22 protein-coding genes and 1 pseudogene are annotated in these 22899 nt (G+C 63.1%); 10 read left to right on the top strand and 13 right to left on the bottom strand.

Going from position 1 to position 22899, the window contains the following annotated elements; translation table 11 throughout:
• The 11 genes and pseudogenes from DES45_RS04700 to DES45_RS04645 all read right to left on the bottom strand — a co-directional run.
• A pseudogene (locus DES45_RS04700) lies at positions 1-458 on the bottom strand (iron ABC transporter permease); the annotation flags it as partial.
• Positions 459-693: 235 nt separating this feature from the next.
• Positions 694-1743, bottom strand: a complete 1050-nt coding sequence (locus DES45_RS04695; protein WP_245429742.1) for a LacI family DNA-binding transcriptional regulator — start codon at positions 1741-1743, stop codon at positions 694-696.
• A 1251-nt stretch (positions 1744-2994) separates the two neighbouring features.
• Positions 2995-3540: a hypothetical protein gene (locus DES45_RS04685; protein WP_114768768.1), complete on the bottom strand. Its 546-nt coding sequence runs from the start codon at positions 3538-3540 to the stop codon at positions 2995-2997.
• 8 nt (positions 3541-3548) lie between these two features.
• Positions 3549-5321: a DUF927 domain-containing protein gene (locus tag DES45_RS04680; protein WP_114768767.1), complete on the bottom strand. Its 1773-nt coding sequence runs from the start codon at positions 5319-5321 to the stop codon at positions 3549-3551.
• On the bottom strand, positions 5322-6050 hold the full coding sequence (locus DES45_RS24720; protein ID WP_147282343.1) for a hypothetical protein: 729 nt from the start codon (positions 6048-6050) through the stop codon (positions 5322-5324).
• A gap of 148 nt (positions 6051-6198) precedes the next feature.
• Positions 6199-6411: a MerR family transcriptional regulator gene (locus DES45_RS04670; protein WP_210210176.1), complete on the bottom strand. Its 213-nt coding sequence runs from the start codon at positions 6409-6411 to the stop codon at positions 6199-6201.
• 72 nt (positions 6412-6483) lie between these two features.
• On the bottom strand, positions 6484-6882 hold the full coding sequence (locus DES45_RS04665; RefSeq protein ID WP_114768765.1) for a hypothetical protein: 399 nt from the start codon (positions 6880-6882) through the stop codon (positions 6484-6486).
• Between the two features lie 429 nt (positions 6883-7311).
• A complete protein-coding gene (locus tag DES45_RS04655) occupies positions 7312-8181 on the bottom strand; it encodes a tyrosine-type recombinase/integrase (RefSeq protein ID WP_425374252.1) in 870 nt (289 codons plus the stop codon).
• A 62-nt stretch (positions 8182-8243) separates the two neighbouring features.
• On the bottom strand, positions 8244-8501 hold the full coding sequence (locus DES45_RS26195; RefSeq protein WP_342633500.1) for an Arm DNA-binding domain-containing protein: 258 nt from the start codon (positions 8499-8501) through the stop codon (positions 8244-8246).
• Between the two features lie 218 nt (positions 8502-8719).
• The gene (locus tag DES45_RS04650; protein WP_245429741.1) at positions 8720-9463 is read right to left on the bottom strand and encodes a Crp/Fnr family transcriptional regulator; all 744 of its coding nucleotides are present in this window, start codon (positions 9461-9463) and stop codon (positions 8720-8722) included.
• Positions 9464-9592: 129 nt separating this feature from the next.
• A complete protein-coding gene (locus tag DES45_RS04645) occupies positions 9593-9817 on the bottom strand; it encodes a hypothetical protein (protein ID WP_114768762.1) in 225 nt (74 codons plus the stop codon).
• Between the two features lie 170 nt (positions 9818-9987).
• On the opposite strand from DES45_RS04645, the gene DES45_RS04640 reads away from it, so the two are divergent.
• The 3 genes from DES45_RS04640 (at position 9988) to DES45_RS04630 (ending at position 15166) form a co-directional block, all read left to right on the top strand.
• Positions 9988-11016 carry a chemotaxis protein CheB gene (locus DES45_RS04640; RefSeq protein WP_114768761.1) on the top strand — a complete coding sequence of 343 codons (1029 nt, stop codon included), beginning with the start codon at positions 9988-9990 and terminating at the stop codon, positions 11014-11016.
• A gap of 150 nt (positions 11017-11166) precedes the next feature.
• A complete protein-coding gene (locus tag DES45_RS04635; RefSeq protein WP_425374258.1) occupies positions 11167-14739 on the top strand; it encodes a CheR family methyltransferase in 3573 nt (1190 codons plus the stop codon).
• 31 nt (positions 14740-14770) lie between these two features.
• Positions 14771-15166 (top strand): response regulator, encoded by a 396-nt coding sequence (locus tag DES45_RS04630; protein WP_170151379.1) that lies wholly within the window; start codon positions 14771-14773, stop codon positions 15164-15166.
• A 2-nt stretch (positions 15167-15168) separates the two neighbouring features.
• On the opposite strand, the gene DES45_RS04625 is transcribed toward DES45_RS04630, so the two are convergent.
• Positions 15169-15405, bottom strand: coding sequence for a hypothetical protein (locus DES45_RS04625; RefSeq protein WP_114768758.1), 237 nt, complete (start codon positions 15403-15405; stop codon positions 15169-15171).
• Between the two features lie 222 nt (positions 15406-15627).
• On the opposite strand from DES45_RS04625, the gene DES45_RS04620 reads away from it, so the two are divergent.
• The 3 genes from DES45_RS04620 to DES45_RS04610 all read left to right on the top strand — a co-directional run bounded on the left by DES45_RS04620 (position 15628) and on the right by DES45_RS04610 (position 17399).
• Complete coding sequence (locus DES45_RS04620) at positions 15628-16236, top strand: SagB/ThcOx family dehydrogenase (protein ID WP_114768757.1); 609 nt, start codon at positions 15628-15630, stop codon at positions 16234-16236.
• A 41-nt stretch (positions 16237-16277) separates the two neighbouring features.
• Complete coding sequence (locus DES45_RS04615; protein WP_114768756.1) at positions 16278-16604, top strand: DUF5335 family protein; 327 nt, start codon at positions 16278-16280, stop codon at positions 16602-16604.
• A gap of 288 nt (positions 16605-16892) precedes the next feature.
• Positions 16893-17399, top strand: a complete 507-nt coding sequence (locus DES45_RS04610) for a cytochrome b (protein ID WP_114768755.1) — start codon at positions 16893-16895, stop codon at positions 17397-17399.
• Between the two features lie 134 nt (positions 17400-17533).
• Here DES45_RS04610 and DES45_RS04605 read toward each other — a convergent pair whose 3' ends face one another.
• Positions 17534-18982 (bottom strand): aldehyde dehydrogenase, encoded by a 1449-nt coding sequence (locus DES45_RS04605; RefSeq protein WP_210210183.1) that lies wholly within the window; start codon positions 18980-18982, stop codon positions 17534-17536.
• Between the two features lie 272 nt (positions 18983-19254).
• Between DES45_RS04605 and DES45_RS04600 the strand changes: the two genes are divergently transcribed.
• The 4 genes from DES45_RS04600 (at position 19255) to ilvD (ending at position 22892) form a co-directional block, all read left to right on the top strand.
• A complete protein-coding gene (locus DES45_RS04600) occupies positions 19255-19734 on the top strand; it encodes a YidB family protein (protein WP_114768753.1) in 480 nt (159 codons plus the stop codon).
• A gap of 1 nt (position 19735) precedes the next feature.
• Positions 19736-20515: a DUF72 domain-containing protein gene (locus DES45_RS04595; protein WP_114768752.1), complete on the top strand. Its 780-nt coding sequence runs from the start codon at positions 19736-19738 to the stop codon at positions 20513-20515.
• Positions 20516-20543: 28 nt separating this feature from the next.
• On the top strand, positions 20544-20840 hold the full coding sequence (locus tag DES45_RS04590) for a hypothetical protein (RefSeq protein WP_114768751.1): 297 nt from the start codon (positions 20544-20546) through the stop codon (positions 20838-20840).
• Between the two features lie 210 nt (positions 20841-21050).
• Positions 21051-22892 carry a dihydroxy-acid dehydratase gene (gene ilvD / locus DES45_RS04585; protein WP_114768750.1) on the top strand — a complete coding sequence of 614 codons (1842 nt, stop codon included), beginning with the start codon at positions 21051-21053 and terminating at the stop codon, positions 22890-22892.
• Positions 22893-22899: the final 7 nt, after the last annotated feature.

The following is a 22899-nucleotide window of genomic DNA, read 5'->3' as shown; positions in this document are numbered from 1 at the left end:
GCCAGCGCCATCACCCAGGACGGGAGCATGTACGGGATCATTACAAGTGTGTGCAGAAAATTCCGGAATGGAATGTTCGTCCGCACGATCAGCCAAGCGAGGCCCGCACCTAGGGTGAGGCAGATGGCGGTGGCGGCGAAGGCCGTGACCAAAGAGTTGAAGAAGGGCTTGTAGAAGATTGCCCAGGAGAGGCGGCCGGCGAAGACACGCTCGTAGTGAAAGAGCGTGAACTCACCCGGTTGCGCCTTCGGCAGATAGGCGCGGTCATAGGGCTGTACGGTGAGGGTCTCCCGGATCAGCTCGAACAGCGGCACGAGAACCAGCGCCCCTAGCATGACGGCGAGTAGGATGCCCAGGAGGCGTTCGGGCTGGGTGAAGAAGTGCCGGAGATGACCCAGGACGGCTCGTGCGGAAGATCCCTTCGATGAGGTCTGAGCTGGCGCCGCCGAACTTGTCATTCCGTCATGTCCTTTCCGAGCCGGATGCCGGCTCAAAAGCGTTTCCCACCTGCGGCTGACGTTTGGATGCTCTCGTCCGGCATGGCCGGAGGGCAGTCAGTTCACGCCCCTCACTCCTGTCCGTGAGCGGCCAGAATGGGCCACGCGACGATCTGAGAAGATGAAGTCATGGGAGCTTTGCACACGTGTGCAAAGCTTGCAAGAGCCATTCTGGACAAGACAATTGACAATCGGATCAGGTGGAGGAGCGGACGGTCGCCCGTTCGACGAGCTCGACCGGAAGGACCTCATGCACGAGGGATATTGCCTTCCCGTGCATCTCCCGCTCAATGGTCGCCAGCACGGACCCAGTCAAATCGCTCATCGACTGCCGTACGGTGGTCAGGCGGTAGGGAGCCCAGGCCGACTGCGGAATATCGTCGAAGCCGATGACGGATAGATCTTCGGGAATGCGGCGCCCCGTTCCGTGTGCGCCATCCAGGAAACCGAGCGCCAGGAGATCGGTGACGCAGAAGACACCGTCGAGGTCATGGGAGCCCAGCAGGCCTTTGGCGGCCGCCATGCCGGTCTCGTAGGCGGTCTCGCCCGAGGCCCAGACGGCAGGCTTGATTCCGGCTTCTTCGATGCAGTCCGTGAAGGCGACGCGTCGGCGGATCTGGGTCGGCGTGCGAGCCCCGCTGCCGACGACTCCGATGCGTCTGCAGCCGGCCTGGAGAAGCCGTTCGGCCGCGATGCGAGCCCCTCCGAGATCATCGCTGATGATCGTATCCGCCTCGGTGTCCGTGTCCTGCCGGTTGACCAGGATCACCCGTACGCCGTTGGCCATGCATTCGTCGATGATGGACGAGGGCGGCGAGCCCGACATTACCACGATGGCCCTGACCCGGAACTCAAGGATCAGCTCGATCAGCGGCGCGACCCCCTGTTCCGCCTCGGCGGCGTTCAGGAGCAGGCACTGGAGGCCCCGCTTGAGGAGGGCACGGCTCAATTCATCGAGCTGGCGCGCCATGAACGGCATGGACAGGTTGGCGCCGACGACACCGACGAGATTAGACTGGTCGCTGATCAGGCTTCGAGCCAAGCGGTTGACCCGATATCCCAGGGTTCTGGCCGCCTCCTGAACCCGATGCCTGACATCGGCTGAGACGCTGGCTCCCGGCGTGAACGTGCGGGACACAGCAGACCGAGAGACGCCAGCAAGGCGGGCTACGTCTTCTGCTGTCACGAAGTTGCGCGTTGCGCGGTCGCGTTTCAGCTGGTCTTCACGATCAGAAGACGCCACCATAGGAACTCGCTCCGCGTCCATAGATGCTCTGCATAGGTTCGATGAGCTGTGTGAGAAACACGGATTTGCCCCGACCTGATGTAGCTATGCACACGTGTTCAGCTTAAGCAAGCAGTTGGGACGGTAGCTCGCACTGTGAAGTTTGCATACGCTGAAGGTCCGTTCAGGGTCAAACTCGGCCCGCAGCGCGGCGATATAAAGGTTCGCAATGGGCTGAGAAAGAGACCAAAGGCCCGCTGGACAATCCGTACACTCGTACCTCATGCCCTATCTATATGATGCGTGCGGAGCCCGTTTTGCATGTGACGTTTGTGACGCTGTGACTTCAATGTTCGCAACGAGTTAGCTTGCTCCATGGGATGTGATGTCTGTGACAGTCCTGAAACCGGTACCTGAGTCATCTCTCCTCCGGCTATCGACTGAAGGATTTCGAACGGGCTAACGAGCCTTCCGTTGGTTCAAGGTGTGAGAGGCCGCCCCAACATCTTCTCTGTGTCTGTAATGAGATACGTCAGCATCTGGCTTTCCGCTTTCTGGCAGGCGTCAACATGCCGCCAATAGGTTGTCCAGCGCATCCACTTCGGCTTCCAGGGCAGCCTCTCTGTCAGGTTCGGGCTCCCGCCGATCCGCGCTCGTGCCTTGCGGGTCCTCCGGCGGGCTTGATTAAGAGCGCTCTCCCGCTGCACAGCATAGCCCAACCGGTAAGCCTGCCGCGACGCGAAAACCCGCGCGCCATATGGCAGATGCAACTTCATCACCCGCCGTGCTGTTGAAGGGCAAATAAACCACCACCGGCGGCCACCGAAGGGTGGAGAGGTCGCCGCCAAGTGAATGGTCTGTCCTTCGATCTGCATAGGCTGCCCGAAGGGGTCGAAGACCGTGATGCTGACCAAGTGCAGGGTACCAGTGTCCCCTCTGAAGGCGGCTTGGTATGGGGCATAGCAGGCTGGTTGTTTGCTATTCGCCCAGGTCCACTGCAGATTGCCGGACTGCGGAGGGCCTGCTGCAAGGCCGGCGCGTGCGAGATGCCGGACATCAAGAGTGATAGTGTTTTCGACAATCGGACGCCCGCCACCCGATCTTGCCATTTCTTCGGCCTCCAATCCTAAATTTCCTGGCAAACCATACATTTCGATCCGCAATGCAACGGGTACGAAAGCCGCTTATGCCTCCTGCGGGAAGCATCCGGTTTGACGCTCCACTAAAGCAGCAGACGAGGCCATCCGCCTTTTCTGTTGAGCGATGTCACATTTAGGTCCTCCCATCACTGGGGCGGGCGAAGGTGCGTCCGTCAGAGAGACGGGCATGTGTTGGCGTGAGGCTGATGACAGAAGCGCCATTGAGGAGCCACGCCAATGACGCGGGCGTGAACTGCGGGCCTATGACATCGTGAGCCGTCCAGCCCATGCGCTCGGCCGCACTGCCCCAGGTGTCAAGGAATATACCTACATCGTCGATGGCTTGGCGCCACTGGATCTCGTCCACACTGGCAGGACGAACAACCTGCAGGGCAGCAAACAGACGGGCGAAGGCGGGAGAAACCCCGCCTTCCAAAGCCATCGCCGTGCGCTCATCAAGGACATCGGCAACAGTTGCCCCGTCCTCAGTCTGCCCATCCGCAACGTGCGAATACTCAGAAGCTGACGCTGGCGTCACAAACGCATCAACACCGCGTGACGGGTAAGTGCTTGTGCTGCCTGGCATCACAGCGTCACAAGCGTCACAGCATTTCTCTGCCGAGATGCTGGTCGTTATCCGGTCTAAGTAGGCGCGGAGCCTCAGAATGTTCGGTGCCATTATGTCTCCTAATCCTCGAGAGCACTCGCCTTCACAGCGATTAGGTTCTGAGGGCGGCCGTCGATGCGCTTGGACAGCCGGCAGGCCGGATCAGCGCTGGTGACGAGAACGCCATTCTCCGCCAGCAGCTTCGCGACCGTGGAAGGTTGGCCGACACTGCCGACCACCTTCTTCCAGCCAGTGGCCGTGAATCCCCACATCAGCTCGCCATTATGCGTAAAGCGGTAGCCCAGCAGGTCATAGATTGCGCCATGCTGCATGGGGACTGAGGGATCTGTCGAAGCGATCGGCTCGAGGTTGCGGAACCGGCTCTCGCCATGGCTCTGGATGGTGGCACGGAGTGCCTCCATCGCAGCCACAAGCTCGCCCGGTCCTTCCCCACCACGAGCTTCACGCCAGGCATTGAAGCACACAAGAGCAGCGTGCTCTGCTGCACCTTCAGCCCATGGCAGGTCGAGGATTTCCTGAGCAAGTTCGCCCGCTACGGCTACCAGTGCAAAGCGGGCTGCGACACGGTGAGCTTGCCCGTCTGAGGGCGCAATGCCGTCAAGAAGCCTGCGGGTGATTTCCCGGATCCGAATACGAGCCGCTCGTTCGACTGCTGTCGGATCACCAGCTAGCCCCTGGATGAATGCGGGGCCTGCCGTGCCATAGGTGCGCAAGGCCGCGTTCTTGAGCTCCTCCGAGAACACTGCCGGATCCATGCCCTTGGTGTCCTCGTATGCACCGTAGCCCTGGCCCGCATCCGCGGGAACATCCACCATGCGTGCGAGCTGACCAGCCCGGGGGTGACGTCCGCCCTCGGCAATCTTGTTCGCCAGAGTGACCTCACCTGAAGACAACAGCATGATGCGCCAGCTTGCCTGGCCCTTCAGCTCCGCGTTGCGGGTCGCGCGTGCTCGGCCAGAGCCGTTGATCAGCATATAGACGGTGTTGCCGATCGAACGGTTATCCGCCTGCCCCATCTCATCCAGCACCAGAAGAGTGCCGGAATGAGCCCGGGCAATGCTTTCGAGGCCGTTCTCCGTAGCATGCCAAGAATGAGCATAGCCCATCCGGCCGCCGCCACCGAAAGCACTTCCCGCTGCCGTGAGCAGCGTGGTCTTGCCGACGCTGGAGGAGCCTACGAAGTGGAACCCACCACCCTCCTCCTGCAGCAGGTCATTGAGCGGGCCGGCGAAAGCAACAGAGCAGGCAAAGACCGCACGGGTGTTGCCTGCACACATGGCTGCTACGGTACTGTTCCAATCCTCCAGCGAGCCTTCGGAGCCATAGCGGGCCGCTTCTGCGCTACCGTCGAACATGACCTGCTCGCCGTCGGTATTGCCGATTGTGATCGTGGGTAGAACGAAGGCACGGCCGTACCAGCCGGCCTGCTTCACCAGACGCACGCGCATATTGCAGGTGAGCCCGAGGAAGAACTCCTTCAGCAGTCTGATGTGGGGGGCTTTGGGCGAGATCCGCAGGACCGCATGAACGAGAGGGCGGAATACGTCCGCCCCCCCACCAATCAGATTTGCTTGAGAGATAATCCACCGACGAGAGATACGATCGTGGTCCTTCCACTCTAGAACGATGCCCCAGCCATGCCCTTTCGGGTCGCGTGCGAGGCCGCGTACCACGAAGGGATCGGCGATTTTTTCCGCTTGATTGCCCTCGCTCTTGCTGTGCCAAAGACCCTTGTTATCCATGGCGAAGCCCGCTGGCGCGACAAGGGCATAGTCCGATGTCCTTGTCGCAAGATTCGCTACGGTCGTGAATGATGTGACTGGCGCGTTCATTTAGCCCTCCTTCGAAGTCGCGGGCGCGACGACAATGCGTGGAAGGGGCTGCGCGAGCGCTGTAGTCAGCTCGCGACGGTGCTTTGCATCCTCGGCGATCAGTGGGCCCGCATCAATCAAGTAGCTGCGAGCCGTGCTGGCGTTGAGGATGACGATGCCTTTGCCGGCGGCACGTAGATAGTTCAAGGGTGTGCGATGGACAGGCAGTCCGACAGACAGGTGTCCAGTGAGCACAGAAGCCTGTCCCAGAGCGTAGGCGACGCCAAGCCAGGTACCGAGATGATTCGTCTCGGGATCCCAGGCCACGATGTCCACGGCATGGCCGAAGGTATCACGGACTAGGATGACAAAGACCTGCTCGTTCTCGTGAATCCAGGGCGAACGACCCTTCGCCCCGAACTCGAACTGATTGGCGCCGCACCACACAATATTTGCACGGCGGATGGGCACCTTCCTGAGCGTCTTTCGGTTAATACCCTTGCGCTCAAGTTCCGCTACGATGAAGCCTGGTACATTCCGGCAAGATGCCCAGATGCCTTCGACATAGTCTGAGCTGTGGCAGAAAGAGCGGCGTTGGCGTTGATCGTAACTTTTTGAAATTAGGCGCGGGTTATTGAAGTGAGGCTCCGATGCAGTGATCGGATCGCGCACGTAATCGGCAAGAGAGCGCTCGGAGGCATTCAGCGGACACGAGACGCACTTGTGCTTCGTACGATCGATGATTAACATAACCACATTCCTTGAAGCTCATGCCCCGCGCGAGGTGCCACTCGTGGCGGGGTTTCCTTTGACGTGGGTCCGGGGTCGCGTCTGCCGCGAGGCCACACATCACACACGTCAAAGGGAAGTTGATCGGTAAGTTTATCGGGAAATGTCGTCAAAGCTGATCGGGCAGGACTCGGCTGCCCTCCAGCAACTCGCGAATGGAAGCTACGAATACGAGGCGACGGCGGCCGATTGTGACCGTCCTCACTTTCCCATCGTTGATGAGTTCATAGAACTTCGTGCGGCCGATGTTTCCGGCGAGACGGCGGCCTTCGTTGATCGGAACCACAAGCGGCTCCAGATCAGTTGGCGTAGCGAGCTTCATGATTACCTCCACTTGTCTGCGCCCATCGGCGGGCAGTGACGTTCGGAGACAACCAAGTTTGGACGGATCGGTCTAAAGGGGTTTTGAACTTTTCATACCCTTAAACCCCGAGATTTGCTCACTTATGATTGTGTAGAGGGCATCTTGGCCTACTGTCGGTTCACCAAGCTTCGTAAGGAGCTCATTCACAACTGACCCGAAGACGCCTTCCGGCGCGGCCGCCGGGAGTTCACCAAAAGCGGCATGGAAAGGGCGTACCAACCCGCGAACTAAGGCCCTACCCTTCCTCGTCTGTCCGGGAAACTGGCGGTTGGCGGGGCTGAGAGCCCGCATCGCGATGAGATCATCGACGGCTTCATCCAGCATCGACAGCATCTCATCGGGGTGGAAGTGCCCCCAGCCAGAGATACCGCCTATCACGGCCTTTTCGGCTTTACCGAGTGAAGCCTCGCGGAGCCCTTCCTTGTCCATCCGCAATCGAAGCTTCTTTTTTCCGAGTGCCCGGAACCGAGGAGACTCTGCCGTCTTCTAGATCGCTCTGGGATGGTTCCTCCGCTGTCGCTCGGCTACGTTCCAAAAGTTGATAGATAGCCCCTTGCTGTCATCAGGGCTCAATCGGTTGAGAGTGCGCCGAAGTCTTCTCAATTGTGACTGCATCTGGCGCAGAGTGAGCGCTTTTTGATCCGGGTATACCCCTGCGGTTCGCTCGACCTCGCTAAGGATAAATTCGACCATCATGAGGAAGTTTCGCTGGCGCTCCTCCTCATGAAAAACCTTGGCTTTCTTAGTGTTTAGGACCGAAATGAGCGCCCTCGAAATCTCCGGTGTCAGCTCGTAACGACAAGGCTCCAACGTCTTTTCTCCATAGTCATCCTGCTAATGCGGATACCGGCAGCGGGACTAGCACCCTTCCTCACAATGCTGAGCCCACTGCTCCATCAGGCCTCGACGCTTCTCAAACAGATCCGACCTGCGGTACGCTGCCTCGACCTTGTTCTCGAGCACGTGCGCTAATGCTGCCTCCGCCACTTCACGAGGTACGCTGGTTTGCTCGGCCGCCCAGTCGCGGAATGCCGAGCGGAAGCCATGAACCGTCACGTCCGCCTTCATCCGCCGCAGGACCATCTCCAGAGCCATGGTGGACAATGGGCGATCTCGTTTCTGACCAGGAAACACGAGATCGCCTGTCCGGATCTCGGCCATTATCCCGAGGATCTGCTTGGCACGATGGGAAAGCGGCACCCGATGCTCGCGGCCAGCCTTCATCCGCTCCTTGGGATCGGTCCAGACACCCCTCTCCAGATCAAACTCCTCCCAGCAGGCACCCATTGCCTCACCACTGCGCGCCGCCGTTAGGATTGTGAACTCCAAACAGAGCGCACTCACCGAGCTGGTCTGGCGCAGGCGAGCTATAAGAGCTGGGACATCGTTATATGGCAGCGCCTTATGATGCCCACGGGTGAGCTTTTGCCGTTTCGGGAGAAGATGATCGAGATGCCCGCGCCAGCGAGCGGGGTTTTCACCTGTTCGGTAGCCTTTAGCCTTTGCTGCATCGAGCACCTTCTCAATCCGGCCTCTCAGGCGGGAAGCGGTCTCGGGGACCTTGTTCCAGAGCGGTTTTAGGATATCGAGCACATGTTCTGTGGTGACTGCATCGACGGACACGGATCGCATGGGCTCGCAGTAGGTGGTAAGGGTCATTCGCCATTGATCCCGGTGCTTGGGGTTGCGCCATCCGGTCTCAAGGGCTGTCACGACCTCATCGGCCATTTCCCCAAATGTCGGGATCACCTTCTCAACAGCGCGAACTGTTAGTGGGTTACGTCCTTCCGCTAGGTGAACCCGGGCCTCGGCAGCCAGTTCGCGGGCTCGCGCCAAGCTGAGACGGTATTGGCGCTGCCAAGGCCCATTTCCCTGAGCCTGCCAGCACCAGCTTGGCCGGGTTCTTTCCAGCGAAACAGAAACACCCATCGACGCCGTGACCCGTCTGAGGAGATCGCAAGGTAGAGGCCACCGCCATCGGCGTGTCTACCTGGCTTCTTGAGGGTCGCTACGGCTCGTGCGGAAAGCCTGCTGGTGGTTCGCGCCATGCTCGTATCTCAGTAGGCCCCAACATCGGCCCCAACAACGATGCCGGATTGTGGCGGATTTCGGCGAACTGCACCAGCCCACGAATGGTTAAAATAGCTTACAAATCAACAATCTTGCGAACGCCAACGAACATCACGGAACCGTGGTATGACGGACCCCCTCTCCGCCATTTCCCAGCCGTCGCCCTTCTCGCGAACGATCACCCTCTGCTGCTCCGTCAGCCCACGTCGCGTGCTAGCGCCTTCAGGTGCAAATAGGCGGAATCGAACTCGGCCGTGATCTTGAGGGCCTCCCAGTCCGGAATGCTCAAGGATCCGCCTCTCAGAACGATCAGCCCCTCGCTCCGCAGATCCTGGAGGACACGGTTCACATGGACGGTCGACAGGCCTAGGGCGTCGCCGAGTTCGTTCTGGGTGACCGGGAGCTCGTAGCCGTCCGCCCCGGCAAGGCCGACGGCCCGCAGACGCACGTGAAGCTCGCACAGGAGATGGGCGGTGCGCTGAAACGCGGTCCGGCGGCCCATGCCGATCATCCACTCGCGAAACATGGCGGCATCGATCAGGGAGTCCCGCCAGAAAATCTCCGCCAAGCCGGGGTGGTGCCGCATGAGTTCCCTGAGATTCTGGTGCGGGATCGTGGCGATGCTGCTCCTGACCAGGGTGCCGACGCTGTGATCCATGACCTGAAGGTGGAGGCTCTGCAGGTCCGGGATGTCGCCCGGAATGTAGAACCCCATGATCTGCCGCCTGCCGTCCGGCAGGATCTTGTACCGGCACACGAAGCCGTCGAGGACGAGAGCGCAGTCAGAGGGGCGGTCCGCGTCCCGCACGATGTCGGATTTCGCCTCGAACACCCTGACATTCATCGGCAGGGCCAGAATGGCCTGCCTCTCCTCGTCGGACAGATCGGCAATGCTCTCGAGCTTCCGGAGCAGCGGGTGCGGCTGAACCTGTCCGTGCAAGGCATCGCTCCTCATAGGCGCTTCCAGTCCCGCTGCCTCCAGCGGCGGCCAGTCGGGCCGAGGACGGGTCCAGGCAATCGATCCGGCTCACGCGTCGTGCCGCAGCGCCGCCCCGACCACCATCTCCCATTATGGGCGGCGTTCCAAATTCTGCAGGATGGCGTCTCGGTGTCCATACCAAGCATCCAGGGTCTTTCGGAGGAGATCGAGCAATTTCTCGGCCTCGGTGACGTCGTGGCCGTCCCGACGCATCTGCTCGATCAGGCAGAGCTGGTTGGTGATCCGCCGCTCGCCTTCGGCAATATCCCGTTCCGCCTCGGCAAGATGCTGTCTTTCCATCTCTGGGTCCATCATGGCAGTCCTCGGAGCAGCGGTGAACAATATCTCAGGTCTCAGAGAGCCGACGCCGTGGTGACGTTCGGGTTCCTGCCACGCCTTGGTCTGGGGCCAACCCCCGGCCCTGGGAGGAACACTTCCCCCCCCCTTGGGTTCACACTCCGGCGAGACCTGACCGAAAGAGTCTCATGAGCAATCGCGACATCATCGTCATAGGCGGGTCTTCGGGAGCAACCTCCCCTCTCAAGACGATCCTGGGCTCGCTCCCGGCCGATCTTCCTGCCGCCGTATTCATCGTGCTGCACATTCCTGCCCGGAGTACGGGCATTCTCGCGACGGTGGCGGCGGCTGCGGGCCCGCTGCCCGTTCATCCGGCCGTGGACGGCATGGAAATCAAGCCCGGCAACGTCTATCTGGCCGTCCCCGATCACCATCTCATTCTGACGGAGGGTCGAATCAAGCTCGGCCGCGGACCGCGCGAAAACATGGCCCGGCCTGCCATCGACCCCCTGTTCCGCTCGGCCGCAGCCGCCTACGGCTCTCGGGTGATCGGCGTGGTGCTGAGCGGCCTCCTCAATGACGGCGCCTCGGGGCTGGAGGCGGTCAAGCGCTGCGGCGGCGTCGCCATCGTCCAGGATCCGGCCGATACGATTGCGGACGAGATGCCCCGGAGTGCCCTGGAGGCGGTCACGGTCGACCTCACGATCCCCAGCGCTCGAATCGGCGACGTGCTGTCCGACCTTGCCCGCGAGGCGCCCGGGCCCGGCGTCCCGATCCCGCCCGAGATCCGCCTCGAGGTGGACATCGCGGCCGGCGAACGGGTCGACAGCGAAATTTTGACGAAATTCGCGGATCCTTCCGCCCTCACCTGCCCGTCCTGCAGCGGCGTCCTCTCCACCGTTCGGGATGCGAAGCCGCTCCGCTTCCGCTGTCAGGTCGGCCATGCGTTGACGGCCGAAGTCGTCGCCAAGGAGCAGGAGAACACGATCGACGAGGCGCTGCGGATCGCCCTGCGGATCATCGAGGAGCGAGCCGAGCTGGTCTCCCGCATGGCCAAGGACGGGCGGAAGAGCGGCCGCAAGGCCGTGGCGGATATGTACGAGGCGCGCGCCCTCGAATACCGGCTTTATGCGGACGTCCTTCGCCGGGCCGTGTTGCAGTCGATCGCGTCCACGGACCCACGCTTCGACGAGGACGGGCAGGCCCCCGACGGCTAGGGTTCGCACTGCTCTAGCTTGGCGATGGTGCAATTCGCGTTAGTATGGCAAACCCCCTCGTGAGCAGGGATTTTCACATTGGCCGACGACAAGAAGAGCAACAAGAAACCCCCGTCCGAGGCTGCTCGGGACGGCGGATCGGCAGAGGGTATCGGGAACTTGATCGTTGCGATCGGAGCCTCGGGCTCGAATACGAGCCCGGTGGAGCGTTTCCTCGCCGAACTGCAGCCCGACCGGACCATGACGGTCGTTCTCGTCTTTCAGCACCGGGAGTCGCTCGACGACGAGCGCTTCAGGCAGGTCCTGGCAACGCACGGGCGTGAGCTGACACCGGCCTCGGACGGGGCGAAGGTCGAGCCGGGCCGGATCTACTGGTCCGCCCCCAATACGATCCTGTCTCTGGAGGACGGCCACTTCCGGAGCTCCCCGGCCAAGGAGGCGCCCGGCGAACGCGGGACGATCGACAGCTTCTTCGTTTCGGCTGCCAAGAACCAGGAAAAGACGATCGGCATCATCTTCGCCGGCACGAACGGCAACGGAACGCTGGGCGTCACGGCCATCAAGGAAGCCGGAGGGCTGACGCTCGCGGAGGAGACCGGCGGCGTCTCTGCGGAAGGTCTGGCGGCCAACCACAACCCGTCCGCCCTTGCCGACTTCGTTCTGCCGGCGGAGCAGTTGGCGCAGCGCGTCGCGCTTTATGCAAAGCACCTGGCACGCTACCGTGAAGCCTCCAGCGGTGAGGCCGAGACGGCCGAGATCTCGCATGCGCTCGCAACAATCGCGACCGTCCTGCGCAACAAGACCGGCCATGACTTCCATGGTTACAAGCCGAACACCTTCCTCCGCCGTGTCCAGCGCCGCAAGCAGGTCATGCAGGCCGCCACCATCGACGATTACATCGAGGTGCTGCGGACGCACGCCGACGAGCCGCAGAACCTCTTCAACGACCTGCTGATCGGAGTGACCCAGTTTTTCCGGGACCGGCGGGAGTTCGAGCTCCTCGAAAGCCAGGTCATTCCCCACCTGTTCGAAGGCAAAACCCGCAACGACAACTTGCGGATATGGGTCCTCGGCTGCTCCACGGGCGAGGAGGCCTATTCCATCGGCATCCTGCTGCGCGAGCACATGGCGAAGCTCGATTCCGTGCCGCACGTCCAGATCTTCGCGACCGACATCGACGGCCGCGCCCTCGCCTCGGCCCGGGTCGGGCGCTACACGGAGGCCATCACGAAGGATGTCTCGCCGGAACGGCTGGCCCGATGGTTCGTCAAGGAGGGCAACACCTACTGCGTGGTCAAAGAGCTGCGGGAGATGTGCATCTTCTCGCAGCACAGCGTGATCAAGGATGCGCCGTTCTCCCGGCTCGACATGATCTCGTGCCGCAATCTCCTGATTTACCTGAATGCCGATCTCCAGGACCGGATGATTCCCCTCTTCCACTTCGCCCTGCGGCCGGGCGGCTACCTGTTCCTGGGGAATTCCGAGAACATCTCCCGGCACACCAAGCTCTTCGCACCGATCGACCGCGGCTTCCGCATCTTCCAACGGCTCGAGACTACGGCCCGGGTTCTTCCCGAGTTCCCGTTCACGGCGGTTGACCGCAGGCCGGCCGACGGGACTCCGCCCCTGCGTCCCCGCCGGATCGAGGCCGGCATGGCCCGCAAGGCGGAAACCATCGCAGAGCGCTATGCCCCAGCCTATGTGTTGATCGACGAGGAATTCGACGTCGTGCATTTCTCGGGCAGGACGGGCCGCTACATCGAGCCGGCCGGGGGTGCGGCGACCCTGAACCTCCTCAACCTCATTCATGCCGACCTGCGCCTGGATCTGCGCGCTGCCCTGACGAAGGCCGCGGAGGAAAACCGGACGGTCCAGATCGACGGATTGGTGATGGGGTCGAACGGAAAGCGCCTCGCCGTCGACATCATCATCGAACCCGTGCGGGACCAGCCGAATGCTCCGCTGGGCTTCGTCGTGCTCTTCAAGGAGGGAGGCGCTCTCCCCGAGCATGAAGCCGACGGGAAGACGGGGAACACCTTCCTGCGCGACGAGCACGTCCAGCGCCTCGAAACCGAGCTGCGCGTCACGAGAGAACGGCTCCAGGCGACCATCGAGGAGCTCGAGAGCACCAACGAAGAGCTGAAGTCCTCGAACGAGGAATACCAGTCCCTGAACGAGGAGCTGCAATCCGCCAACGAGGAGCTCGAGACCTCGAAGGAAGAGCTCCAGTCCGTCAATGAGGAGCTGACGACCGTCAACGGCGAGCTTGCGCATCGGGTTCAGGAGCTGGGCCGTGCCAACAGCGACCTGAAGAACCTGCTCGAAAGCACCCAGATCGCGACGATCTTCCTCGACAATGACATGCGGGTCATGAATTACACCCCCGCCGTCACCGAGATTTTCCATCTGGTCGAGACCGACATCGGACGGCCGATCACCCACATCAAGTCGCGGGTCACCTATGACGAATTGCAGGAGGACGTGCGGCGCGTCGTCCGGACCCTCGGAAGCGCTGACCGGGAAATCGAGGATCACGCGAATGGCACGCGCTACATGGTGCGGGTGCTGCCGTACAGAAGCATCGACAATTATATCGGCGGCGCGGTCGTCACCTTCATGAACGTCACTCCGCTCACCCGGGCTCAACAGGCGTTGCGCGAGAGTGAGGAGCGCTTCCGCGCCATGGCGGAGCAGGCGGAGGTCGGCATCGCGATGACCGACCGGGACATGAAGGTGATCTACGTCAACGATCGCTACTGCGGCATCGTGGGGCGCTCCAGGGAGCAGCTCCTCGGCCGGACGGTCGGGGAATTGACCCATCCGGGGGATTGGGCCCGCAACAAGCCTCAGCTGGAGCAGGCGCTGGCGGGCGGCGAGCCGTTCGTCATCGAGAAGCGCCACACGCGCCCGGATGGCGGGGTCGTGTGGGTCCGCAACAGCGTCAGCGCCTATCGGGACGCGAGCGGCAACGTGATCGGCGGGATCGCCGTCACGATCGACCTGACGGAGCGCGTCCGCGCCGAAGAGGCTCTGCGCGAAAGCGAGAAGCACACCAAGCTCCTTCTGGCCGAACTGCAGCACCGTGTCCGCAACACCCTGGCCGTGGTGCGCTCGATCGCACGGCGCACCGCCGCCAACAGCGAATCCGTCGAGGACTATGCCATGCATCTGGAGGGGCGGATCGATTCCTTCGCCCGCACCCAGACCATGGCGACCCGTGCAGCCGATAACGGGGTCGAGCTCGAGGAGCTCGTGAGGGAGGAACTGCTGGCCCATACCGTGCGCGATGATGAAAAGGCACAGGTCGACGGGCCGCCCGTGCGTCTCAGGGCCGAGGTTGCGGAGACGCTGGGGCTCGCCGTGCATGAGCTCGCAACCAACGCGGTCAAGTACGGCGCACTCTCCGAGAGCGGCGGACACATCGACGTGACCTGGCGGATCGACGGCGGCGACGGAGACCGGAAGCTCGTTCTGGAATGGCGTGAGAACGGCGTTCACGCCGCCGACAGCACCCCGCGCCGGAAGGGCTTCGGAACGGAGCTCATTCAGCGCACCCTCCCCTATGAGCTCGATGCGGGAACAGCGCTCGATTTCATGCCGGATGGCATCCGCTGCACCATCGAACTGCCATTCAACGGAAAAACGGTGGTCCAGGATTTCAAGCGGAACGCGGATCAACCCGAGCCGGGAGGCAAGGATCATGGGATCGAGCGGACATCATAAAAGCGAGAAGCCCGACCTGACAGGCTGTCGGGTGCTCCTGGTCGAGGACGAATACTACATCGCCGACGACATCTGTCGGGCGCTCGAGAGCTGCGGAGCCGATGTGGTCGGCCCTGTTCCGAGCCTCGACAAGGCATTGCCGCTGGCGGCAAGCGAACGCCTCACCTGCGCGGTCCTGGATATCAACCTGCGCGGCGAAAGCGGCTTCGAAGTGGCCCGGACCCTCCGCCGGCGCCACGTGCCGTTCATCTATACGACCGGCTATGTCACGTCCGTCGTGCCGAAGGACCTGGAGGGCGGCGCGCACCTGGAAAAGCCGTTCCATATCGAGCGGCTTCTCCACGCCGTGGAAGAAGTCTGTCATCGCCCCTCGAACCAGGGTCCCGAGTTACGGGAGGATAAGCGACCTTCCGACAGGCGGCATTGACCTCAGCTCGATCCGAGGCTCGTTGCCCGGACTTCAGCGTCCCTGCGGAACGTCACTCCGGTGTCGGTTTCGATCGCCAGGCAGCCATGCCCCTGCGCAAAGAGCAAGAGCCGGGCCCGAGCCACGTCGTTCATCCCGAACAGGCGCTCGATGTCGACGCGTAAAACTTGGAACTGCCCGCCGCTCTCCAAAAGGTCGAGCTTGCTCTGCAGGTCCGGGAGGGTGAAATCCTTGCGCATCGCGGTATCCTCGCATTTTGCACGCGAGCACCGCTCCGAGAGGCCCGCCTTGCGTTGTGTCAATTCTGCCGTGATATCCGGTGAGACCTTCGATGCGGGCGATGGACAATAGCGACTGATGCTGGACCGCCGCGGATCTCTGACATTAGTCAATGCGGGCCGGATCGACGGGCGCATCGTGGAGCGTCGACAATTCGCCGCTGCCCCGCGCAAGGGTGCCTCATGGCAAGTCTTGACCAGCCTCCGGCTGCCATCGGTGAACCGATCGGTCTGCCGCTCCCCACCCGATCCGGCGGTCGTCCGCTCTTGGAGGCACTCGGCGCCCGCAGATCGTCCCGTGAGTTTTCTCCTCAGCCGCTCGACCTCCTGCTCTTGTCCGACCTGCTCTGGGCTGCCTGCGGCATCAATCGGCGGGACGGCCACCGAACCGCTCCGTCGGCGCGCAACTGGCAGGAGATCGACATCTATGTCGCGCTGGCCCGCGGCCTGTTCCTCTTCAGCCCCCACCATTCCCACCTCGAGTGGATCCTGCGGGAGGACGTTCGCTCCCTGACGGGACTGCAGGACTTCGTGGAACCGGCTCCCGTCAACCTGGTCTATGTGGCGGATCTGGCTCGGATGCAGGGATCGTCGGATCGCAACGAACGGCGGTTCTACTCGGCCCTCGACACAGGGTTCATCGCTCAGAACGTTTATCTGTTCTGCGCATCCGCCGGTCTCGCGACGGTCGCGCGCGGGCTCCTCGATCGCCGGGCCCTGGCACTCAAAATGGGGCTTCGCCCCGAACAGCGCGTCATCCTGGCTCAAACCGTCGGGTATCCGGCGTCTTGAGAGCAATGCCTATCCCTCGGCATCAATGGAAGGCCTGAAGCATGTCCACGAAAATGATCGATCCGGCCGATTGGCGCCGCTATCTCGATGAAGTCTCGAAGACCATCACCGAAAGGCGGGCGGACGTAAGGATCACGTCCCTCAAGCTCGGCAGCCAGATCCAGGCCGAGGGCATCAGGCTCCTCGGAGTCGCCTACGACCCGAAGGATCGCGTGCTCGAAATCGCCCTTGAGGGTCTCGACCATCTGATCCGTGCGCCCGTCGAACTGCATGTTCAGGAAGGTCGGACGGGCATCGAGAGTCTCTCGATTCTGGACGGAGAGGGCAACAAGCACATCGTCCAGCTGGAGCAGCCCATCGTGATGTGACGCCAGTTGCCTCGCGGGGCGGTCTCCCGGCTCGGACATGCGGAGGACGACATCTGCTCCGGGTGCGCCCTGAATGGAAGCGCCAAGCCGGTCGATGATGTTTTGGGCCCGAGAGGGAAGAGCTAAACGAGAAGGTCTTGCCGGGTTTCCCCGATCCTCGCGCCCATCTGCTCAGCTTCGCTCCCTCGATTTGATGCAGCGCAAATCCATCTCCCACAGTCGGACTTATTGTGACCGAAAAGTCTCGGCGTATTGCTGACAGATCCATCAACGGAAGGATGGCCGTTCATGAGGCGGTATTCCAGAGTTTTGATCGCCATTCACTGGCTCACGGCCCTCCTGATCCTGGCGGCATGGTTCACGTCCGAAGGTGGACGGCAGGTCCGTCTCAACCCGCCTCTCCTGCATTTCGGGATCGGCCTCGCAGTTCTGATGCTGGTCGTCCCTCGGCTGATCGCCCGCGGGCTCGGCGGCGCCCCTCGCGTCGAGAATCCTCAGGGCCCTTGGCTCAACCTGCTGACGCAGGCGGGCCACGCCGTGCTTTACGCGTTCATGATCGGCCTCCCGATCACCGGCTGGTATGCCGCATCGCGGATGGGGGTGCCGGTGTCCTTCTTCGGCATATCGCTGCCGGCCATCGCGGCCCCCGTTCAGGGCTCCCCGGGCATGATCGCGGAAATTCACGAGACGGGAGGCACGCTGATCCTGCTCCTGTCCGGCCTCCATGCCATGATTGCCCTGTGGCACCAGTTCGTGCTCCGAGACGGGACGTTGGAGCGGATGAATCCCGTCTGAGGTTCAGCCCCTCCGGAGGACGGCGCACCCGCCGCCCTCACGTGGCCTCGGCGAACAGGATGCGCCGTCCCGGACCTGACGAGAATGCATCGGATCGATCCCGAAAGTGCAAGTCCGCTTTCGGGATCGATGCTTTAGATGGGATAATGCTGCGGGCCGGTTTCGATCGTGATCCAACGGAGTTCTGTGAACTCGTTGATCCCGGCCTTTCCACCGAACCGGCCGTAGCCGCTCGCCTTCACGCCGCCGAAGGGCATCTGGGCCTCGTCGTGCACGGTCGGCCCGTTGATATGGCAGATGCCCGACTCGATCCGGTTGGCGACATCGAGCGCGCGGGTCACGTCGCGGCCGAACACGGCGGCCGACAATCCATATTCCGTATCATTCGCGATCCGGACGGCCTCCTCCACCCCGGAGGTGCGTAGGACGCAGACGACCGGGCCGAAGGATTCCTCGCCGTAGAGGCGCATCGCCGGCGTCACGTGATCCAGCACCGTCGCCGACATGACCGTGCCGTCAACCTTGCCGCCGGCGACGAGCTTGGCCCCCTTCGACACCGCATCGTTCACAAGGCCGCCGATCCGTTCGGCCGCCTCGACGCCGACCAGGGATCCGAGAGCGAAATTGCCATGCCGCGGATTGCCGGCCTGGAGGGATTCGGCCTTTGCGGCGAGCTTCGCCACGAAGTCGTCCGCAACGGCATTGTCGACGACGATCCGCTCGGTCGACATGCAGATCTGCCCCTGGTTCATGAAGGCCCCGAAGGCCGCCGCCGCAACGGCCGCATCGAGGTCCGCATCGTCGAGAACCACCAGGGACGCCTTGCCGCCGAGTTCCAGAAGCACGGGCTTGAGGTTGCGCGCCGCCGTTTCGGCGATGAGGCGCCCGACCCTGGTCGAGCCCGTGAAGTTGATCCGACGCACGGCCGGATGGGCGATGAGGGCCTCGATCACCTCTGGGGCGTTCTCGGGCGCATTGGTGACGACGTTGATCGCGCCCGCCGGCAGTCCAGCCTCCTGCAGGACGCTGCCGATGAGGCGGTGGGTGCCGGGGCAGATCTCGGAGGCCTTCAGCACGACCGTGTTGCCGCAGGCAAGCGGCGTCGCGATGGCACGCACGCCGAGGATCACCGGGGCATTCCATGGCGCGATGCCGAGCACGACGCCTGCCGGCTGCCGCACGGCCATGGCGACGCAGCCCGGCTTGTCCGAGGGAATGATCTCGCCCGTGATCTGCGTCGTCAGGGAGGCAGCCTCGCGCAGCATGCCGGCGGCCAGCTTCACGTTGAACTGTGCCCATCCCGCCGTGGCGCCGATTTCCGCTGCCATGAGGTTCACGAACTCCCCGGCCCGCCCTTCCAGGAGATCGGCCGCCTTCAGCAGGACGGCCCGCCTGGCATTGGGACCGAGCTTCGACCAGGCCGGGAAGGCCGCGGCTGCCGCATCCGCAGCCGACCGGGCATCGGCCGGCGTGGCCGCCGAAGCCCGACTGGCGACCTCACCCGTAATCGGGTCCCGGCGCTCGAACGTGGCGCCGCCGGTGGCAGCGACGTCACGGTGGTCGATGAGAAGATTGATGTCCAACATGGCACGATGCTCCGGTTTCGCCGATGGCTGATGTTGCGTCCGATGGAATGAAGAAATGACAGATTCACACCGGCTGCTCCAGACGCTCCATAAGCACGTCGGTATTCCTCCTGGAACCTGTCGCCGTCCGATGGGCGGCCGGAGGTCAGGCGCGGACAAGTCCATGCCGCGGGGTCAGATCCCGGGCAGCGCATAAGGACAGGCCGCGCGGGCCGTTCGGAACCGTTTCGGCGCGATGGCGGTTCATGTGGCAAACCAGGAGCATCGATATGAGCCGCGGATTTCCCTCCATGACTGCCCTCTTGGGGCTTCTTGCCGTTGCCGGCTACCAGAATCGGGACAAGCTCGCGGAGTTGCTCCGCGGCCAGGGCGGAGGCGGAACGGGCATGCCTGGAACGACCGGCCAGCAAGGCAGCTTGGGGGGCCTCGGAGGCCTGCTCGGCAATCTCGGAGGAGCAGGCGCGGGCGGACTGCTGAGCGGCGGGCTTGGCGAGCTGGTGGAGCAGTTCCGCCAGAGCGGACAGGGCGACGTCGCCGATTCCTGGGTCGGGCGTGGTCCCAACAAGGAGGTCGCTCCTCAGCAGCTCGAACAGGCAATCGGACCGGATGTTCTTGCGAGCCTGACGCAGCAGACCGGACTGTCGCGGGAGGAGATCCTCGCCCGACTGTCCCGGGACCTGCCCCGCGCGGTCGACGAGCATACGCCGGAGGGCCGGCTGCCGACGGAGCAGGATTTCGCCTCCCGCTGATGTGACGGGTCTTCCTGCCTCGATCAGAATCGGCACTGCGGGATGGAGCATCCCGAAGGCGAATGCCGCCTCCTTCCCGGCTGCCGGTTCACACCTGGAACGCTACGGTGCGGTCTTCAATGCCGTCGAGATCAACTCGTCGTTCTACCGCCCCCACCGCAAAGCGACCTACGAGCGCTGGGCGGCATCGGTGCCGGAGGGCTTCCAGTTCGCCGTCAAGATTCCAAAAGCGATCACTCACGAGCGACGGCTGAAGGAATGCGGCGGGGAGTTGGACCGCTTCCTGGCGGACGTCGACGGGCTCGGCCGCAAGGTTGGCCCCTTGCTGGTTCAGCTCCCTCCAAGTCTGGCATTCCTGCATGGCGTGGCGGATACGTTCCTCGAGCAGTTGCGGGAGCGGGTTGCGGGCGACATCGTCTGTGAGCCCCGCCACGCGACCTGGTTCACGCCGGACGTCGATGCATTGCTCGACCGATTGCGGATCGCGCGCGTGGTCGCCGATCCCGCGCCGGTCCCGGGCGCAGCGGAGCCGGGTGGCTGGAGAGGCCTGGCCTATTTCCGGCTGCACGGGTCACCGAGGATCTATTACTCGCCCTACGATGCAGAAAGTCTTGTGGGTATTGCCTCCAGGCTCGCGAATGAGGTGGCCAACGGCGCCGAGACGTGGTGCATCTTCGACAACACCGCAGCCTTCGCGGCGACCGGCGATGCTCTGGCGGCTAGGGAGCTGGCGGAAGCCTCGCGGGCGGCCCTTGAAAGCGCACCCCAAGCGTCAATCTAAAGTCTCTTATCCCCCGAAAGGTTGAGCCATGTTCACATTGACCATCAGCGACAAGCCCATTGCCGTAACGAATGCCGAAGCGGACGAGGCTCGCGAACTCTTCATGAGCGAGGAGTTCAAGGAGGATCTGAAGGCTCTCGAGAGCGAAGGCGCTCCCCTCTGGGACGGATTTGCCACGCTCAGCGTCCGTCCGGCCTCCGAGGCCGAGATCGAGGAGTTCGAAGAGGCGGATTTCGAAGAGGATGAGGAAGAGGGCGAAGAAGACGAGGGCCCCATGATCATGTTCCTGGTGGACGTGACCGAGCCCGACGACTCCGACTCCTGACCGGTCCGGCGGCAGGCGCGCGGCAGAACGCGCCTGCCGCTCCCTCGACGAAGGATGCAGGAAGCATCCAAATCAGCCCGTAAGCCTCCGAGGAAGCTCCGTCTTCCTGAGGTGGGTCCTCCCTGAAGCGCGTCAATCCTGTGCTTGAAAGCGCCTGCCCGGCCGGTGTAGGCATGTTGCACCCTCACGCTTCAGCAGGTTTTTTGTCCCATGCCCCAGTATCGCTCCCGCACCTCGACCCATGGCCGCAACATGGCAGGCGCCCGAGGGCTCTGGCGGGCGACGGGCATGAAGGACGAGGATTTCGGCAAGCCGATCATCGCCGTCGTCAACTCCTTCACCCAATTCGTGCCCGGACACGTGCACCTGAAGGATCTGGGCCAGCTCGTCGCCCGGGAGATCGAGAAGGCGGGCGGAGTCGCCAAGGAATTCAATACCATCGCGGTCGACGACGGGATCGCCATGGGCCATGACGGCATGCTCTACAGCCTGCCCTCCCGCGAGATCATCGCGGACTCCGTCGAGTACATGGCCAATGCCCATTGCGTGGACGGGCTCGTCTGCATCTCGAACTGCGACAAGATCACCCCCGGCATGCTGATGGCCTCTCTGCGCCTCAACATCCCGGTCGTGTTCGTGTCCGGCGGCCCGATGGAGGCCGGCAAGATCAATTTCCGCGGCAAGCTGAAGAAGCTCGATCTCGTCGACGCCATGGTGGCGGCCGCGGACGACACCGTCACCGACGAAGAAGTCAAGGTCATCGAGCGTTCAGCGTGTCCCACCTGCGGCTCCTGCTCTGGCATGTTCACGGCCAATTCCATGAACTGCCTGACAGAGGCGCTGGGGCTCGCGCTTCCCGGCAACGGCACGGTTCTGGCGACCCACGCGGACCGCAAGCGCCTCTTCGTCGAGGCCGGCCATCTGATCGTCGATCTGGTCCGGCGCTACTACGAACAGGACGATGCCTCGGTGCTGCCGCGGAACATCGCCACGTTCCAAGCCTTCGAAAACGCCATGACCCTCGACATCGCCATGGGTGGCTCCACCAACACGGTGCTGCACCTGCTGGCGGCGGCTCATGAGGCCGAGATCGACTTCACCATGGAGGACATCGACCGGCTCTCGCGCCGCGTGCCGGTGCTGTGCAAGGTCGCGCCGGCCGTGCCGGACGTGCACATCGAGGATGTGCATCGGGCGGGCGGCATCATGGGCATTCTCGGCGAGCTCGACCGGGCGGGGCTCCTTCACCGGGATGCCGGCAGCGTCCATGCCACGAGCCTCGGAGACGCGCTCGACCGCTGGGACGTGAAGCGCACCGGCAGCGAAACCGTGCGGAATTTCTATCAAGCCGCTCCAGGCGGCGTTCCCACGACCGTGCCCTTCAGCCAGGAGCGCCGGTACGAGGAACTCGACCTCGATCGGCAGAAGGGCGTCATTCGGAGCGCCACGCATGCATTCTCCAAGGATGGCGGCCTTGCCGTTCTGACCGGCAACCTCGCGGCGGACGGCTGCATCGTGAAGACCGCGGGCGTGGACGAGAGCATTCTCGTGTTCAGCGGACCGGCCCGGGTTTTCGAAAGCCAGGATGCCGCCGTGCAGGGGATCCTCGGCGGAGCCGTGAAGGCGGGCGATGTGGTTGTGATCCGCTACGAAGGACCGCGCGGCGGCCCCGGCATGCAGGAGATGCTCTATCCCACGAGCTACCTGAAGTCGAAGGGCCTCGGCAAGGCCTGCGCTCTCATCACGGACGGACGCTTCTCTGGCGGCACCTCCGGCCTCTCGATCGGGCATGTCTCGCCCGAGGCGGCCGAAGGCGGCATCATCGGCCTTGTCGAAGAGGGCGACCGCATCGAGATCGACATCCCGAACCGCACGATCCGGCTTGCCGTCCCGGAAGAGGATCTGGCTCAGCGCCGCGCCGCGATGGAGGCTCGCGGCAGCAAGGCCTGGAAGCCCGCAACCGAGCGTCAGCGCAAGGTTTCAACCGCCCTGCGGGCCTACGCGGCCTTGACGACCAGTGCGGCCAAGGGCGCGGTTCGGGTTGTTCCCTGAAAACCCT

The sequence above is a fragment of the Microvirga subterranea genome (assembly GCF_003350535.1).
Lineage (GTDB): Bacteria > Pseudomonadota > Alphaproteobacteria > Rhizobiales > Beijerinckiaceae > Microvirga > Microvirga subterranea.
The sequence above is the reverse complement of the archived record's forward strand: the minus strand, read 5'-3'. Positions and strand labels throughout refer to the sequence as shown.